Below are 17250 nucleotides of genomic sequence, written 5' to 3'. Positions count from 1 at the left end.
TTGGGCGGCGTTTGCGCACACTATCGGAAAATCTCCTGGGGCATGACGGGATTCTCAATGGTGCAGAAGGTCGATGCGCTTGTGCTCGGCGCCGGCATTGTCGGCGTGTCGGCGGCGCTGCACCTCAGGAAACGCGGCTGGAGTGTCGCGCTGATCGACCGTCGTCAGCCGGGCGAGGAGACCTCGCACGGCAATGCCGGAGTGATCGAGCGCGACGGTTTCGTGCCCATCACCTTCCCCGATTCGCTGGCAAAGCTCATCCGTTATGCGCTCAACCGAGCGCCGGAGGCCCATTATCACCCGGCCGTCATCCGTGCGGCGCTGCCCTGGCTGATGCAGTTGCGCGCCCATTCCGGCCCGGTCGCCATCGACCGTTTCGCCCGCGCGGTGGATCAGCTGGAGCGTCATGCGGTGGAGGAACATCGCGCCTTCGCGCGCGCGGCCCATGCGGGGCGCTACTTCCGCTCCACCGGCTGGCTGCGGCTCTACCGTTCGCCGCTGAGCTTCGCGGCAACGGACACGGAAATGCACTACGCCCGCATCTTCGGCGCCCGCTACGAGGTGCTGGAGCCGGGCGCCGTGCGCGAACTGGAACCGCACCTCAGGCCCGTCTTCCACAAGGCCGTGCACTGGCTGGATACCGAATCCGTCTCAAGCCCCGGCGCGGTCACCAAGGCCTACGCGGAGCATTTCGTGGAAGGTGGCGGCCGGTTCCTGATCGGCGACGCCACGAGCCTCGAGCCGAAAGCCGGCGGCTGGGTGGTGACGACCAGCGAGGGCCGGTTCTGGGCCGAGCGGGCCGTCGTCGCGCTGGGGCCGTGGTCGCCGGACGTGCTGAAGCCGCTGGGCTACGATTTCCCGATGCTGGTCAAGCGCGGCTATCACATCCACTACCGCGCGCTCGGCGGAGCCTCTCTCTCGCGCCCCGTCGTCGATGTCGATAACGGCTATGTGATCACGCCGATGGAGCGCGGTGTACGGCTGACCACCGGCATCGAGTTCGCCGATCGCGACGCCCCGCCCACGCCCGTCCAGATCGCGCGCACGCGGCCAATCGCCCGCACGCTGTTTCCCATCGATTTCGAGGTCGACAGCGCACCGTGGGTCGGCTCAAGGCCCTGCTTTGCCGACAGCCTGCCGATCATCGGCCGCGCGCCGCGCCACGAAAATCTCTGGCTCGATTTCGGTCACGGCCATATCGGGTTCACGACCGGGCCCATTTCCGGCCGCCTCATCGCGGAAATGATGACGGGCATGCCGCCGCTCGTCGATCCGGCGCCCTATTCCGCGAGCCGCTTTCTGGACGTGTGAAGCCCCGGCCGGCCGGAAGGATCATTTCCGATCCTGCCCCGATCGTGTCCGATAATTGTTTGATATATAAATCATATGATGTCGTGAGTGGAGATTCGCCATGTCTGAGACGAACCTGACCTCGCCTGTCGCTCCCCGCCGCATCCAGTTGCGCGCCGGTCTGGTGGAGCGTGCCGCGACGCCCTTTCTCGACATTCCCGCTCCCGCAAATGCAAGCGCCGCTGCCCTGCGCGCCGGTATCGCCGAGGCGTATCCTGATCTGGCGGAGGTGCTAGGCGGGTGCCTGCTCATTGCCGGCGACCGCGTGCTCGGAGAGGACGAAACGGTTCCCTCCGACGCTCCTCTTGCGCTGGTGCCGCCGATGCGTGGTGGATGAAAGCGGCGCCAGGCCTGTGTCGATGTGAACGAACGCCGCCGGTTCGCGGCGGCATCCCGGTTGAACCCACGATGGAGAACAAGATGGCAGCAGTCGAACGCGACGTTCCCGCAGCAGCAGCGCCTGCGCGGCGCAGCGTGATGGTGGACACCTTCACCAACGGCATTCTCGATCCCGACCAGCCGATGCTGGGCCCGGTCCAGGACGGCGGCACCATCATCGCGAACACCGCACCCGGCTGCTGGGGGCCGATGATCACCCCGCGCCTGCGCGGCGGTCACGAGGTCACCCGTCCGGTGGCGGTGGAGGGCGCCGAGCCGGGCGATGCCATCGCGCTCCGTATCCGCGACATCACCGTGACCTCGCTCGCCACCGCGTCGGGCCACGACACCTCGCCGGAGGGCTATTTTCTGGGCGACCCTTACGTCGCCGCCCGTTGCCCCACCTGCGACAAGCTCTGGCCGGAAACCCATGTCGAGGGCATCGGCCAGAAGGCGGTCATCTGCGATACCTGCGGTAACCCTGTGACGCCCTTCCAGTTCGAGCACGGCTACACGGTCGCCTTCGATGACACCCGCGCCGTCGGCCTGACCCTGCCGAAGAAGGCGGCCGACGAGATCGCCCATGAGGCTCCGCACTACGCGGCACTGCCGGACAATTCGGCCCAGCACCCGATCCTCACCTTCGCGCCCTCCGACATGGCCGGCGTGATGATCCGCATGCGGCCCTTCCTCGGCCAGCTCGGCTCCACGCCGTCCAAGGCCATTCCCGACAGCCACAACGCCGGCGATTTCGGCTCCGCCCTCATTGGCGCACCGCACCCCTACGCGCTGACGGCAGAGGAACTGGCCCAGCACCGGACCGACGGCCATATGGACATCGACGCCGTGCGCGCCGGTTCCATCCTCGTCGTCCCGGTCAAGACGGCTGGCGGCGGCATCTATATCGGCGACATGCACGCCGCCCAGGGCGACGGCGAGATCGCCGGCCACACGATGGACGTCGCCGGCTCCGTCACCATGCAGGTGGAAGTGGTGAAGGGCCGCCCGCTCGAGGGCCCGGTGCTGTTCCCGCTGGTGGAGGATCTGCCGCCGCTCGCAAAACCGTTCTCGGAGGCGGAAAAGGCGAAGGCGAGGGGCCTGGCAAAGCGCTGGGGCGTTGATGAGGTTGAGGAAAGCGCGCCGATCTCGGTCATCGGCACCGGCCCGGACCTCAACGCCGCCACAACCTGCGGTCTCAACCGCGCGGCCCGTCTTCTCGACATGACGGTTGCGGAGGTGATGAACCGCGCAACGATCAACGGCGCCATCGAGATTGGCCGCGAACCGGGCGTTGTGCAGGTGACCTTCCTCGCACCGATGTCGAAGCTCGAAGCCGCCGGCCTGGCGGCCTTCGCGAAGGAACAGTACGGCGCCTGAGGGCTGCTGAACGATGCGGTGCCGCCGTCCGGCGGCATCGCCCTTGTTTTTCTCCCCCCGATAATGCGCGACCGCGCGCTTCTCGGTCGGGACCTGTGCCTGGATCGTCGGATCCCTGCCTTTTCAGCCAATCTCTCGAGTGTCATCCCGGACGCGATGCGGCACGCCAGTGACGCGTCGCAGATCCGGGATCAACTCTCGGTGCCTGCCGCTCGAGGTCCCCGGTCTGCACAGCAGCACTGACGTGCCCCGAGCTGCGGAGAGCCCCCTCAATCCGTCCCGATCTTGCCTGATCTGAGCTTCTTCACCGTTCCGCGCTTCGATTTCGCGTCGAGCCGGCGCTTTTTCGAGGCCTTGGTCGGCTTGGTCTTGACCCGGTAGGCCTGCCGCTCGCTGGCCTTGCGCAACAGTTCCACGAGCCGTTCGAGCGCGTCCTCGCGGTTCTGTTCCTGCGTGCGGAACCGCATGGCCTGGATGACGATGACGCCGTCCTTGGTGAGCCTTGAGCCGGCAAGCCCCTCCGCCTTGCGCTTGACGTAGTCGGGAAGCGAGGGCGAATGGCGGATGTCGAAGCGCAGTTGCACAGCGCTCGACACCTTGTTGACGTTCTGCCCGCCCGGTCCGGCGGAGCGGATGAACACCTCCTCGATCTCGCTTTCGTCGATGGCGATGGTGTCGGTGATCGCGATCATGGCTCGACCGGTTGGATGTGCGCGCGGCGGCGGTTGAAACGGATGGCGGGCCCGGATGTTGTCATTGTGCCGCTACGGCAAGACTGCCATTCTCGCGAGACAAGGGCTGTCTTTGAACAACCGACAAGCCGGAACATGCCACCGGCGAAATAGCCCATCGGGAGGAAAAACACCATGACGATCGGGAACGCGGAACGCGAGAGCGACGTGGAGCCGCCGGAGGAGGGCGATGTCGACCTGCCCAAGATCGGTTCGAGGGCGCGCTACGATCCGCTGATGGCGGTGATGAAGAACCGCGTCACCGCGCGTGTCTTCGATCCGGCCTTCACGGTGCCCGACGAGCACTATGACCTGATCCTCGAGGCCGCGCGCCATGCGCCCTCGGGGGCCAATTCGCAGCCGTGGCATTTCATCGTCGTGCGCGATCCCGAAATCAAGCGCCGGATCGCCGACTATTTCGTCGATGAGCAGCGCGCGCGTGCCAAGATGAAGATGAAGTTTCCCACGCCCGATTACCGGGGGCTGGCCACCGCGCCCGGCTTCATCGTGGTCGTGTCCGATTTCCGGTGGGTGCAGGCGTTTCCCGTGCTGAAGGACGACGACAGCGACCTCAACCGCATGTACCGGGAAAACGCCGAGCGCATCCTGCTGCAGTCGGTCGCCGCCGCCACCATGTCGGCCCATCTGGCGGCCGCGAGCCTCGGCTACGCGGTGTGGTGGGTGACCGCCATCGGCCAGGAAAACGCGCAAGCCGCGATGCGGCCGCTTCTCGGCATTCCCGACGAGCTCTCCGTCCTCGACATCTTCGCCTTCGGCCCGCCGGCCCGCCCGCCCTACAAGCGCTGGAAAAAGCCGCTTGAGGACATCTCCAACGTCGACCGTTTCGATCCCGCCCATTTCATGAGCGACGACGAGATGGAGGACTGGATCCGCAACAAGCGTCACAAGGTGATGTTCAAGGACGCTGGCAAGGTGGATTGAGAGGGGGGACTACGCCGGGAAATCGGGGGTATCGATGTCCCGAGATCCGTGCAGAACGCGCAGTATGGCAATCCCGAAGGACCATTCCTTGTAGAAAATCACATGGGGCGGCCGCGGCATGCTTCTGACCCCGGCCGCGAGCTCTGGGCGGGGGCGCCCCACGCCGGGTGTCTCGCTCAAAAGCGAAAAGAATGCATAAAGTTGCTCAATGTAAGCGAGTGTCTGCGTTTCGCCCCACGCCTCAAGGGAGTAGCGGGCGATTTCCTCCAGATCCTCTTCCGCCTCCGCAGTGAGCCGGAAACGGTTCACGAGGTCCGCTTACGGGTCTTTGCCCGTGCCATGATGTCTGCGGGCTGCGCGGTCCCCAGCCGTCCGGCTTCAAGCGATGTCAGGCCCTTGTGGATCTCCCGGCGCAGACTCTCCAGCTTCAGCGAGTGCTCTTCGTGCATCCGCAGCGCGTCGCGCACGACCTCGCTGGCATTGTTGTAGGGACCCTCGGCGATCTGCCGCGCGACGTAGTCTTCCAGTTTTTTCCCAAGGGAGAAATTCATCGCGGCTTCTCCAGTGACAACTGTCAATAGATAGCAACAGTTGTCACGAAATGCCAGAGCATGTCCCAATCAGATTGAACCAATCCGATCGATAAGGATATGCTCAAACTATTGATCTGGGGCGATTTCTTGTCGTTCAGACGGAACCGTCTGAACGGAAAGCGCTTCAGGCTGGCCGGCGGCGCTCGCCTTTCCCCTCACCGGATCAGCAGCGTCACCCAGTAGATGCCAGCCGAAAGAGCGGCGGCCACCGGTACCGTCACCACCCAGGCGGCGACGATCGTGGTGAAATGGGCGCGGCGTACCAGCTTGCGCCGTTGCAGTTCCTCGTGCGGGGCGAGGCTTTCGTCCCAGGGATCGGCCCCGCCCTTGCGCTGCTTGCGCACGTAGGCCCGCCGGCGCTTGGAATGGGCGGTGTAGTATTCGCGGAAGAAGCCGACGCCGAACACCGCGCCCACCGCGATATGGGTGGAGGAGACCGGCAGGCCGAGCGCGGAGGCGATGATCACCGTGAGGGCTGCGGAAAGTGCCACGCAATAGGCGCGCAGCGGGTTCATCTTGGTGATCTGCTGGCCGACCATGCGGATGAGACGCGGCCCATAGAGAAACAGGCCCAGCGAAATGCCGACCGCGCCGATCAGCATGATCCAGACGGGAATGTTCACCTTGGAACTGAACTCGCCGAATTCCACGGTGTGGACGATTGCCGCCAGCGGACCGACGGCGTTGGCCACGTCGTTGGCGCCGTGGGCGAAGGAGAGCAGGGCGGCGGAGCAGATCAGCGGCAGGTGGAAGAGCTTGCGCAGCGACTGGTTGCGGTTCTCCATGCCTTCCGACTGGTAATAGACCCAGGGCTTCGTGGCGATGAAGGTCAGCGCGAAGACCGCGATGCCCAGGATCGTGATCTCCATCGCATCCGGGTGCCAGACCTTTTTCAGTCCCTTCATCACCAGATAGCAGGCGAAGGCGGCGGCCATCACCGCCATAAGCAGTGGCACCCAGCGCCGGGCGGCGGCGATCTTGTCGTCCTGGTAGACGATGTTGATCTTGATGAGGGCAAGCAGCGCGGCTGCGACGACGCCGCCCAGAAACGGCGAAATCACCCAGCTTGCGGTGATGGCGCCGACGGTCGCCCAGTTGACGGCGGAAAACCCCGCCGCTGCGATGCCGGCACCCATCACCCCGCCGACCACCGAATGCGTGGTGGAGACCGGCGCGCCGATCCAGGTGGCCACATGTACCCACATGGCGGAGGAGAGCAGCGCGGCCATCATCGCCCAGATGAAGGTGTCGCTGTCGGGCACAAGGGCTGGATCGACGATGCCCTTGGAGATGGTGGAGACGACGTCGCCGCCGGCCACCAGCGCGCCCGCCGTTTCGAAGGTGGCGGCGATGACCAGGGCGCCCATCAGGGTCAGCGCGCGCGCGCCGACGGCGGGGCCCACGTTGTTGGCGACATCGTTGGCGCCGATGGTGAGCGCCATGTAGCCGCCGAGCACCGCCGCGACCACGATGATCAGCGTCGTGGAGGAGACGCCCATCGTCAGCCCGGCATAAAGGCCGGCAAAGACGAGGAAGACCAGCGCCAGACCGGGCGCGGCCAGCCGCGCGGCGATCGACCGTCCGGCCTTTTCCATCGTCATGAACTTGTTGAGGTCTTTGTCGAGCGACGATTTCCTGATCGCCGCGCGCCTCTGCGGGGCCGTGTTGTTCACGGTCATCCTGGTCCGCCTGTTTTCAAGCACCGGCATCGCGCATGCCGGCATGTGTCCGCCTGCCTCCGGCGGGTCGGCCCGCCCCTGTTCGCCACGGTCATAGGCGGATGAAGGTTTTATGACAACGTGTCGATGTTACGGAGGTGCACGATTCAACGGGCAACGGCGTCGCACTCAGAGGGTATTGTGGGCCTCAAGTCCCAGAAGAAGCGCGGCAAGCTGCGGTTCCTCCACCAGATCCGCGGCTTCCTTGGGCGACATCCAGCGCCGCTCGCGTTCCTTCTTTTCCGGCCAGGTTTTCAGCTCGTCCTTCACCTTCATCGGAAACACGCCGACTCGGCACAGCACGTTGTGCCTCTCGTCCAGCCGCTTGATGTAGTCGTAATGGCCGATTTCGTCGCGCTCGATCTTGCCGCGCACGCCGGCCTCCTCATAGGCCTCCAGCAGGGCGAGCTTGTGCGGCGCGGTGCTCTTCTTCGGCCAGCCCTTCGGGATGATCCAGCGCCGCGTGTCGCGGCTGGTGACGAGCAGCACCTCCAGCGCGCCCTTGCTGGTTCGGAAGGGCAGGGCCGCATATTGCCGCTTGCGCTTCAACTCGGGTGCGACTTCCAGCGTCGCCGGGCGGATGACGGCCGACACGACCTTCAGAAAAGAGTTCATGTGCAGTCTGTGTTGTCTTTCTTGGCCGGGAGGAGACTTTCGGGATGCGCACGCAAGACGCGGGTGCGGACGAAAGACTTCTTTTGTGCGAATTCGGCAAGGCGACCCGGCACGCGAAAACCACGCGTCCGGGATGCGACGTCCCGCCGGAAAATTCGAATCATCGAAAGCTAGAATGCAATTATGACAGAAGTGCAGGCTTCTGTATTCGCACGTAGACGTGGTGCGGCGCCGGTCAGGAAAGGCTGACCTCAGGCGAGCCCGGGAATGGGAATGCCGAATGTCTGTGCCAGCAGCACGCCGTTGAGCGACAGCACCAGCAGAGTGCCCAGAATGGCGATAGCCTGCGTCAGGCGCGAGTTGCGGAACTCGCCCATCACGTCGCGCCGGCCCGTGGCGATCACCAGCGCGATCATCGGGATCGGCAGCACCAGCGACAGGATCACCTGGCTGATCACCAGCGCCTGTGTGGCATCGACGCCCATGGCGATGACGATGAAGGCCGGCACCATGGTGACGAGCCGGCGCAGCCAGATCGGAATGCGGAAGCCGATGAAGCCCTGCATGATCATCTGTCCCGCCATCGTGCCGACGACGGAACTGGAGACGCCGGAGGCGATCAGCGAGACCAGGAACACCGCGGCCGCCGCGACGCCCAGCAGCGGCGTCAGCGTGTGATAGGCGGTCTCGATCTCCGCCACGTCGGAATGGCCGAGATGGAAGGCGGCCGCCGCCATGATCACCATCGCCATGTTGACGAGCCCGGCGATCGCCAGGGCGACGATCACCTCGCGGTTGGAATAATTGACGAGCTTGCGCTTCTGCTCGGTGTCGACAGGGCCCGCGCGGTGCTGGGTCAGGCCGGAATGCAGGTAGAGCGCATGCGGCATCACGGTGGCGCCGACGATGCCGACGGCGATGGTCAGCGCGAAGGCGTCGGGGATCTGGAAGCCGGTCATGCCGGCGGCCGCCCCGCCCCAGTCAACCGGTGCGATGAACAGCTCCACCACGTAGCAGGCGCCGATCAGCGTCACCAGCGCGCCGATGATCAGTTCCATCGTGCGAAAGCCCGAGCGTTCGAACAGCAGGATCGCGTAGGTGACCACCGCCGTCACGGCCATGCCCCAGATGAGCGGCATGCCGAGGAGAAGGGCAAGCCCGATCGCACCGCCCAGGAATTCGGCGAGGTCCGTCGCCATGGCCGCGATCTCGCTCGCCACCCACATGAACCAGACGACGGGACGGGGAAACTCGTCGCGGCAGAATTCGGCGAGATTGCTGCCCGTGGCAATGCCGAGCTTGGCGGAAAGCGCCTGGAACAGCATGGCGATCAGGTTGGCGGCGAGCACCACCCACAACAGCGCGTAGCCGTAACGCGCGCCGGCCTGGATGTTGGTGGCGAAGTTGCCGGGATCCATGTAGGCGATCGAGGCGATGACGGCAGGGCCGGTGAACAGCAGCATCGATCCGCGGGTGCGACCCGCAAGCGCGTCACGAATGGCGACGGTCGTACGTGTCGAAAGGTTCATCCGCTCAACCTGCGAAGGGTTGCTCATGCCACAGCCTCTAATTGTCGTCCGCACCGCCCAGGGAACGGCGCACCGTCAGAACGGCACGGCCTCGTCGCCTCCGGGCGTTGCGAGAAAACAGACCCGGTTCTAACTCGTCCCGATCTTCCATCCTCGATTCCCCGGCCCCAATTCCCTGGCCCCGATCTCCCGGCGCCCGCACGTGCCGGCCCCGCAAGCCGCCCATCCCCGAAACCGCCGCTCCTCAAGGTTGCCGTTCCTCGAGACTGCTCGGCCATGAAGCCAGAGCGACCAGTGCTCCCGGGTATCGCCGGGCGGAGCGGATGAGATTTGCGGCGGGCCAACCCGCCAGGGGAACGTCGCGGCCGGATTGGAACCAAGTTTAAGATTGTTCCAATATAGCCTGTGCTATGTTAGTTTGCAAAGACAATTATTCGTAAAATTCCGGTGGCCGGTGGGGTCGCAGCCCGTTGCGGGCCGAGGCGGCATGATGTGGGGGCCTTTGGGAAAACAAGGCAAGTATCCGCTGCGAAAAGGATTTGTGCCGCGTACCGGATGCCGGGGCCAGATGGCGAGGAATGGGGGATGATGGTGCAAGCGGATGGGCTGCGGTCTGGCGCAGTCGGTCCCATGGCGCTAAAGCTGTCCCCGTTCCGGATCGGTCGCACCCGCCAAAGGCGGGGAACCCGGAAGAGGTTCGCGGTCGGTTCGCGGAAATCCCGGTGACGGTCCCGAAAGGAGGCTTGGGAAGCGCGCTCCTGTAGGGGGCGCGGGTCGCGGTGGGGGCGGAAAGCGCAAAGAAAAGGATGCTCGGCATGCGGGCTGGCAAGGGGGCGAAGGCTCCCGAACACACACTCATCGACGAGGAGGCGCACCGGGCCGGCTTCTGCAAGGTGCGCGCCGCGCGCCGCACCGAACTGGCGGAAGACTATATCGAGCTGATCGACGATCTGCTGACCCATCAGGGCGAGGCGCGTCAGGTCGATATCGCCGCCCGTCTCGGCGTCACGCAGCCCACCGTCGCCAAGATGCTCCGCCGTCTTGCCGAGGACGGCCTTCTGGAATCGCGTCGCTATCGCGGCGTCTTTCTCACCGAGGCCGGTCGTACCATGGCGCGCGAGAGCCGCAGCCGGCATGACGTCGTGGAGCGCTTCCTGCTGGCGCTCGGTGTAAGTCCCGATACCGCTCATCAGGACGCCGAAGGCATCGAGCATCACGTTTCCGCCGAAACGCTCGACGCGATGCGCCGCTTCGCGCAGGACCGCGATTGAGCCGTTTCGCACAACGCGCGCGATCGCGGCGCGTCGTTCCGGCGCACTGGCGGCGCGATTGACCCGGCGCGTCGGGCGGCTAGTTTAGCGGGCGGAGAGAAAACCGCCGTCATCGCACGCGACACGAGCAAATGGGGTATCCGCCTATGGCCGAAGTGACCAGGGAAGCCGTTCTTGACCGGCTTGCCAAGGTAAAGGGACCGGATCTGGAGGGGGACATCGTCTCGCTCGGGCTGGTTTCCGACATTTTCATCTCAGATGGCCGCGTCATCTTTTCGATCACGGTGCCTGCGGAGCGGGCACAGGAACTGGAACCGTTGCGCCAGGCGGCGGAGAAGATCGTCTCCGAGATCCCGGGCGTGGGCAAGGTCATGGTCGCGCTGACGGCCGAGAGGAAGCCGGGAAGCCCGGCGCCGCAGCCCGCAGCCGCACCCGTGCGTCCTGCGCCTTCGGCCGCCCAGGCCGGGTCCGTGCCGCCGCCCATGGCCGCAAAGGGCGCTTCCAACGGCAATTCCGAAAAGCCCGGCATTCCGGGCATCGGTGCGATCATCGCGGTCGCGTCGGGCAAGGGCGGCGTCGGCAAGTCGACCACGTCCGTCAATCTCGCGCTGGCGCTGCAGGCGAACGGCCTGAAGGTGGGCGTGCTCGATGCTGATATCTACGGCCCCTCGATGCCGCGCCTGCTGCATGTCGCTGGCCGGCCCGAGCCCGTCGAGGGTCGCATCCTCAAGCCGATGGAAGGCTACGGCCTCAAGGTCATGTCCATGGGCTTTCTCGTGGAGGAAGACACCCCGATGATCTGGCGCGGGCCGATGGTCATGTCGGCGCTCACCCAGATGCTGCGCGAGGTCGCCTGGGGCGAACTCGACGTGCTCGTCGTCGACATGCCTCCCGGAACGGGTGATGCGCAGCTCACCATGGCGCAGCAGGTGCCGTTGGCCGGTGCCGTCATCGTCTCCACCCCGCAGGACCTTGCGCTGATCGACGCCCGCAAGGGGCTCAACATGTTCCGCCGGGTGGACGTGCCGGTTCTCGGCATCGTGGAGAACATGAGCTACTTCCTGTGCCCCCATTGCGGCGAGCGCTCCGACATCTTCGGCCATGGCGGCGCCCGGGCGGAAGCCGAGAAGCTCGGCGTTCCCTTCCTCGGCGAGATCCCGCTTCACATGGACATCCGCGAGAAGTCGGATGCGGGCACGCCCGTCGTGGTGTCCGATCCCGACGGCACCCATGCGGCGCTCTACAGGGATGTCGCCTCCCGCGTCTGGGCGGAGGTAACGCGCCAGCGCGATGGCGGCGAACAGGCCGCACCGTCGATCGTCTTCGACTGATCGCCCTTTCGCCCGATACCCGAATGCCCTTGCGGCAACCCACGATCGGCGGCACACTGTCGCCGATCGGAGGCGTGCGCCGCCATCGGGCATGACGGGACCATCCCGTATCCAACCTGAATGCCGCGCGATTGTCCCCGGTCGGCGCACGTCGAGCGACGGGCGCAATGAGCGAAGGGATGGCGATGAGCGTCGAGGGAGAGGGCGTTCTGTCGCGTTGGTCCCGGCTGAAGCGTGGCGAGAAGACCGCGTCGGAGATCGAGCGCGAGAGGGCAGGAGACGAGGAGGCCGGCGCGAACGGCGATGACGGGCTCGTGCCCGCAGCCGCGATGGCGCCGCCGCAGGATCGCTCCGGCGAAGAGGCTGCCGGCGATGACGGCGATCCCGAGCGCATGCTGACGGAAGAAGACCTGCCCGACATCGACAGCCTGACGTCCGGTTCCGATTTCACCGTCTTCCTGCAGAAGAACGTGCCTGCGCATCTGCACAAGCTCGCCATGCGCAAGCTGTGGCGCTCCGATCCGGTGCTCGCAAATCTCGACGGCCTCAACGACTACGACACCGACTATTCCCTCAAGGAGGTCTGGGACATAGCCGCCCAGTCCGCCGAGGATCTGGCGCGCGGGGCAAAGCGGCTCACCGCGTCCGACATGCGTGCCCGCGAAACCGGCGCTCGCCGCAAGGCCGAGGCGGAGCGACGCGCCCAGCCTTCCGCACCGGCCGCGCCGGACCGGATCGCCGATGCTGGCTCGGAAGCGAGGCGCGACGAGCGGCCTCGCCTTGGGCAGGGGGAGGCGGAAGCGCAGGCGGATGCGGTGCCGCGCACGGATGCGAGTGCGCCAGGGGGAGGAAAATCGGATGGCTGAACGCGCCTTTCGTGCCTATCGCGCCGCTCCCCGGGTGGAGCAACTGACCGCGGAGATTGATCTGCCGGCGGAGGAGATCGGCCGGGCGGAGACCTACCGGCTGCTGTCGATGCTTTTTGCGGCGCCGCTCACCGCCGATCTTTTCGCCCGTCTGGAGCGGTGCGAACCCGACGACACGGCCATCGGGCGTATGCTCGGTCAGCTCGGAGCCTGCGCGCGCAATGTCGGTCAGCCCGGCGTCGTGGCCGATTATTCTGCCCTTTTCATCGGCGCACCCGCGCCCCGGCTCATGCCCTATGCCTCCTATTATCGCGACGGCCATCTCTTCGGTCACACGCTGGCGGACCTGAGGGCGGATCTCGCGGACATGGGCGTCGATTCCATGCCGTCGGCGAGTGAGCCGGAGGACCATCTGGCGACGCTGTGCGAAGTCATGGCCGGCCTCATCCTCGGCCATTTCGGTGCGCCTGCGCCGATCGCCGATCAGAAGGCCTTTTGCGAGCGCTATCTGCTCTCCTGGACCGACCGTTTCTTCGACGATCTGGACGACGCGGATGAAGCGAAACGCTTTTTTGCCGCCGTCGGCGGCCTCGGTCGCGTCTTTCTCCGCACGGAACGCGAAGCGTTTCGCATGCTGGGGTCATGATGCTGGTCAAATAACGTAGAGTATGATAATTTAAATATGTAAAAACCTGCGTATTTGGCTCATGAAAATCATGTGTTTGCGCGGGAAATAACAATAATAGATTTGAGTTTGTTGCGTTGCACAAGTCTGCGTGTCGGGCGTCTGTGTTTTGCGCAGGTTTGATTGCGAAGATGTCCGGTTTCGGCCGGTTTGCTTTTGTTTCTACCGGATTTGGCGGGAAGGTCGCGAAGACGACTGTTGTCATGCCAGACGGATCCGCATCGGCGGAAGCCCCCTTCCGGATCCGCGGTCTCGCAGAGGCCCTGGGCGGGTCTGCATCCGTGGAGGCAAAGGCATAAGGCGGCGGGGAGGCTGCGTTTTCCTGTTTCCACCGCCGCTGTCAGAGGGTGAGGAGAGGACAAGAGAAATGGGCGAACGGCAACGGCGCGAGAGCGTCGACAGGCGAAGTTTCCTCAGATTGGCGACACTGGGCAGCGGCGCGGCCGCGGTCGCGCTCGTCGTTGACGGCGAGACGGCGGCGGAGGCTGCCGAGGCGTCCCAGACCGGCAGCGGCTACGCCGAAAGTCCGCACATCAGGGCGTATTACGACTCCGCGCGGATGTAGCCGGCGCGCAAGCGGCGTTCGCGTTCCGGCGGCTCCGTGCCGATCGCTCGGGCGGGGCACGCGGCGCGCAATGTCTGCGGTCCTGTTGGCGGGGCTTTTCGTTGGAAGTCCGCCGGAGGCCTCGGGGCCGCTCTGCGCAAGCCATTCAATTTCTTAGAGTCGCTGAATGTCCGCAAGTTGCTGAATGTCCTCAAGTCAAGGCGTTCGGTCGCCTTCGCGCCGATCGGCCCGGCCGGGTCGCAAGGAAGGGCCGCGAAAGCCTCCGTCGTCTCAAGCCAAGGGGTGGGAACGATGCTGAGAAAGAAATCCGATCAGGGCCAGGGTATTGAGCCGGGGCGGGCCTCCGGTGCGCAGGCGCGCATGGCGCGGGTGCTGGGCGATATCGCCGGCGCGACCGTGGACCGGCGCGCCTTCCTCAAGCGCTCCGGCGTCGCGGCCGCAGGGCTCGGGCTTGCCGGCCTGCCGCTTTCCCACGTCCGCAAGGCGCAGGCCGCAACGGAGAATTCCTCCGGCGCGGTAGAGATGAAGACCTCGGTCTGCACCTTCTGCGCGGTCGGCTGCACCGTGAAGGCGGAGGTCAAGGGCGGCGTGTGGATCGGCCAGGAGCCGGCCTTCGACAGCCCCATCAACATTGGCGCCCACTGCGCCAAGGGCGCGGCCATCCGCGACGAGACCATCGGCGAGCGGCGCCTGAAGCACCCGATGAAGCTTGTCGACGGCAAGTGGCAGAAGATCTCCTGGGACGACGCCATCAACGAGATCGGCGACGAGATGCTGAAGATCCGCAAGGAGAGCGGTCCCGACAGCGTCTATTGGCTCGGCTCGGCCAAGGTTTCCAACGAACAGGGCTATCTCTACCGCAAGTTCGCGGCCTTCTGGGGATCGAACAACGTCGATCACCAGGCCCGCATCTGCCACTCCTCCACGGTCGCCGGCGTCGCCAATACCTGGGGCTACGGCGCGATGACCAATTCCTTCAATGACATGCACAATTCGCGGGCGATCATCACCTTCGGCGGCAACCCCGCCGAGGCGCACCCGGTCTCCATGATGCATATCCTGCGGGCGAAGGAGCGCAACAACGCGCCCTTCATCGTGGTCGATCCTCGCTTCACCCGCACCGCCGCGCATGCGACCGAACATGTCCAGCCGCGCCCGGGCACCGACATTCCGGTGATCTGGGGCATTCTCTGGCACATTTTCGAAAACGGCTGGGAGGACAAGGAATTCATCCGCGCCCGCGTCTGGGGGCTCGACGAGGTCCGCAAGGAAATCGCCAAATGGACGCCTGAGGAGGTGGAACGCGTCTCCGGCGTGCCAGGCTCGCAACTTCGCCGTGTGGCGCGCACGCTGGCGCAGTCCAAGCCCGTGTGCCTGACCTGGACGCTGGGCATGACCCAGCACACGATCGGCAACAACAACACCCGCGCCATGCCGATTCTGCAGCTTGCGCTCGGCAACATCGGCAAGGAAGGCGGCGGCACCAACATCTTCCGCGGCCACGACAACGTTCAGGGCTGCACCGACATGGGCGTCCTGTGCGACACGCTGCCGGCCTATTACGGCCTGACCGAAGGCGCCTGGAAGCACTGGGCCCGCGTCTGGGGCGTCAGCTACGATTATCTCGCCGGCCGCTTTGCCTCCAAGGACCTGATGGAGGCCGCCGGCACGCCGATCTCGCGCTGGTACGAACTCGTCAACATGCCGAAGGACGAGATCGACCAGCCCGACAATCTGCGTGCCATGGTGTTCTGGGGCCACTCGGTCAATTCGCTGACCCGGCTCCCCGCCCAGCAGGACGCCTTCACCAAGCTCGACCTGCTGGTTGTCGTCGATCCCTACGTCCCGGCGTCGGCCCTGATGGGCGAGCGCAAGAACGGCACCTATCTCCTGCCCGCCGCTTCGCAATTCGAGACCTACGGCGCGGTGACCGCGTCGAACCGCTCCATCCAGTGGCGGGAAAAGGTGGTCGAGCCGCTTTTCGAATCCAGGCCCGACCAAACGATCATGCACCTGTTCGCGAAGAAGTTCGGCTTCGCGGACGAAATGTTCAGGAACATCGAGGTGAACGGCGATGAGCCGCTGATCGAGGACATCACCCGCGAAATCAATCGCGGCACCTGGACCATCGGCTACACCGGCGCCTCGCCGGAGCGGCTGAAGGAGCACATGAAATATGCGCACACCTTCGACAAGACGACGCTGAGGGCCAATGGCGGCCCGCTCGACGGCGAATATTACGGCCTGCCCTGGCCCGCCTGGGGCACGCCGGAAATGAAGCATCCCGGCTCGCCCAATCTCTACGATCCCTCAAAGCCGGTGGCCGAGGGTGGCCTGCCCTTCCGCGCGCGCTACGGCGTCAACGCGCCCGACGACTGGGGCGGGGCGAACATTCTGGCGGAGGGTGATGAGGAGGGCGTCTCCTACACGGTCGGCTCGGAAATCCGCGACGGCTATCCGGAATTCACCATGGCGATGCTGGCGAAGCTCGGCTGGGACAAGGATCTGAGTGCCTACGAGCGCGCCATGATCGAATGGGTGGCGGGGCTGCACGATGCCGAGCCCGCAAAGGACGGCGCGGCCCTGGCCGATGCGGACCGGCCGTCGGATTACGACGCGAAGGTCGGCGGGGTGAACTGGAAGACGGATCTGTCCGGCGGCATCCAGCGCGTCGCCATCAAGCATGGCTGCGCGCCCTACGGCAACGCCAAGGCGCGCTGCGTGGTGTGGACGTTCCCGGACCCGATCCCGATCCATCGCGAGCCGCTCTACACGCCGCGCCGCGATCTGGTCGCCGACTATCCGACCTATCCCGACACGCGCCGGTTCCGCCTGCCGGTCAAGTACGCCTCGATCCAGAACCAGGATCACTCCAAGGAGTTCCCGCTGGTGCTCTCGTCCGGTTGTCTGGTCGAGATGGAGGGCGGCGGGGCGAAGTCTTTCGCCAATCCGTGGCTGGCCGAGCTTCAGCAGGACATGTTCGCCCAGGTCAATCCGCGCGACGCCAACAACGCCAACGTCCAGAACGGCGACATGATGATGCTGGAAAGCCCGGAGGGCGGCTCGATCAAGGTGATGGCGCGGGTCACGGAGGCCGTGGCGCCGGGCAACATCTGGATCCCCTACCACTTCTACGGTCATTTCGAGGGGCAAGACATCGCCGCCAAGCTGCCGGACGGCACTGGGCCCTACGTGGTTGGCGAGTCCGGCAACATCACGCTCACCTACGGCTACGACTCGGTGACCAACATCCAGGAAAACAAGGTTTCGATCTGCCGAATCCGGGCAGCGTAAGGGGG

The 17250-nt window shown here is 65.4% G+C and carries 16 protein-coding genes; 10 read left to right on the top strand and 6 right to left on the bottom strand.

Annotation, left to right across the window (positions count from 1 at the left end; all coding sequences use genetic code 11):
- The first annotated feature begins 42 nt into the window (after positions 1–42).
- From V2L18_RS18225 to V2L18_RS18215, 3 genes are all read left to right on the top strand, one after another.
- Positions 43–1311 carry an FAD-binding oxidoreductase gene (locus V2L18_RS18225; RefSeq protein WP_336179727.1) on the top strand — a complete coding sequence of 423 codons (1269 nt, stop codon included), beginning with the start codon at positions 43–45 and terminating at the stop codon, positions 1309–1311.
- A gap of 100 nt (positions 1312–1411) precedes the next feature.
- A complete protein-coding gene (locus V2L18_RS18220) occupies positions 1412–1687 on the top strand; it encodes a hypothetical protein (RefSeq protein WP_336179726.1) in 276 nt (91 codons plus the stop codon).
- Positions 1688–1770: 83 nt separating this feature from the next.
- Complete coding sequence (locus tag V2L18_RS18215; protein ID WP_336179725.1) at positions 1771–3105, top strand: acetamidase/formamidase family protein; 1335 nt, start codon at positions 1771–1773, stop codon at positions 3103–3105.
- 269 nt (positions 3106–3374) lie between these two features.
- On the opposite strand, the gene arfB is transcribed toward V2L18_RS18215, so the two are convergent.
- Positions 3375–3797, bottom strand: coding sequence for an alternative ribosome rescue aminoacyl-tRNA hydrolase ArfB (arfB, locus tag V2L18_RS18210; protein ID WP_336179724.1), 423 nt, complete (start codon positions 3795–3797; stop codon positions 3375–3377).
- A gap of 174 nt (positions 3798–3971) precedes the next feature.
- Between arfB and V2L18_RS18205 the strand changes: the two genes are divergently transcribed.
- Complete coding sequence (locus V2L18_RS18205; RefSeq protein WP_336179723.1) at positions 3972–4778, top strand: nitroreductase family protein; 807 nt, start codon at positions 3972–3974, stop codon at positions 4776–4778.
- 9 nt (positions 4779–4787) lie between these two features.
- Here the strand turns inward: V2L18_RS18205 and V2L18_RS18200 are convergent, their stop codons facing one another.
- From V2L18_RS18200 to V2L18_RS18180, 5 genes are all read right to left on the bottom strand, one after another.
- A complete protein-coding gene (locus tag V2L18_RS18200; RefSeq protein WP_336179722.1) occupies positions 4788–5087 on the bottom strand; it encodes a type II toxin-antitoxin system RelE/ParE family toxin in 300 nt (99 codons plus the stop codon).
- Positions 5084–5329, bottom strand: a complete 246-nt coding sequence (locus V2L18_RS18195) for a type II toxin-antitoxin system ParD family antitoxin (RefSeq protein WP_336179721.1) — start codon at positions 5327–5329, stop codon at positions 5084–5086. The genes V2L18_RS18200 and V2L18_RS18195 overlap by 4 nt, the downstream gene beginning before the upstream one ends.
- 197 nt (positions 5330–5526) lie before the next feature.
- Complete coding sequence (locus V2L18_RS18190; protein ID WP_336179720.1) at positions 5527–7050, bottom strand: inorganic phosphate transporter; 1524 nt, start codon at positions 7048–7050, stop codon at positions 5527–5529.
- A gap of 168 nt (positions 7051–7218) precedes the next feature.
- A complete protein-coding gene (locus V2L18_RS18185) occupies positions 7219–7704 on the bottom strand; it encodes an NUDIX hydrolase (RefSeq protein ID WP_336179719.1) in 486 nt (161 codons plus the stop codon).
- Positions 7705–7955: 251 nt separating this feature from the next.
- Entirely contained in the window at positions 7956–9233 is a 1278-nt protein-coding gene (locus tag V2L18_RS18180) for an Nramp family divalent metal transporter (RefSeq protein WP_336179718.1), read from the bottom strand.
- An 815-nt stretch (positions 9234–10048) separates the two neighbouring features.
- Here V2L18_RS18180 and mntR point away from each other — a divergent pair.
- The 6 genes from mntR (at position 10049) to V2L18_RS18150 (ending at position 17245) form a co-directional block, all read left to right on the top strand.
- Entirely contained in the window at positions 10049–10504 is a 456-nt protein-coding gene (gene mntR, locus V2L18_RS18175) for a manganese-binding transcriptional regulator MntR (RefSeq protein WP_336179717.1), read from the top strand.
- Positions 10505–10650: 146 nt separating this feature from the next.
- The gene (gene apbC, locus V2L18_RS18170) at positions 10651–11835 is read left to right on the top strand and encodes an iron-sulfur cluster carrier protein ApbC (RefSeq protein WP_336179716.1); all 1185 of its coding nucleotides are present in this window, start codon (positions 10651–10653) and stop codon (positions 11833–11835) included.
- 167 nt (positions 11836–12002) lie between these two features.
- A complete protein-coding gene (locus V2L18_RS18165) occupies positions 12003–12701 on the top strand; it encodes a DUF3306 domain-containing protein (protein ID WP_336179715.1) in 699 nt (232 codons plus the stop codon).
- On the top strand, positions 12694–13347 hold the full coding sequence (locus tag V2L18_RS18160) for a molecular chaperone TorD family protein (protein WP_336179714.1): 654 nt from the start codon (positions 12694–12696) through the stop codon (positions 13345–13347). Before V2L18_RS18165 ends, V2L18_RS18160 begins: the two co-directional genes overlap by 8 nt.
- Before the next feature lie 406 nt (positions 13348–13753).
- A complete protein-coding gene (locus V2L18_RS18155) occupies positions 13754–13951 on the top strand; it encodes a twin-arginine translocation signal domain-containing protein (RefSeq protein ID WP_336179713.1) in 198 nt (65 codons plus the stop codon).
- Between the two features lie 291 nt (positions 13952–14242).
- Entirely contained in the window at positions 14243–17245 is a 3003-nt protein-coding gene (locus tag V2L18_RS18150) for a molybdopterin-dependent oxidoreductase (RefSeq protein WP_336179712.1), read from the top strand.
- Positions 17246–17250: the final 5 nt, after the last annotated feature.

Source organism: Breoghania sp. JC706 (assembly GCF_037026715.1).
Lineage (GTDB): Bacteria > Pseudomonadota > Alphaproteobacteria > Rhizobiales > Stappiaceae > Breoghania.
This window is presented reverse-complemented; position numbering and strand designations above follow the sequence as displayed.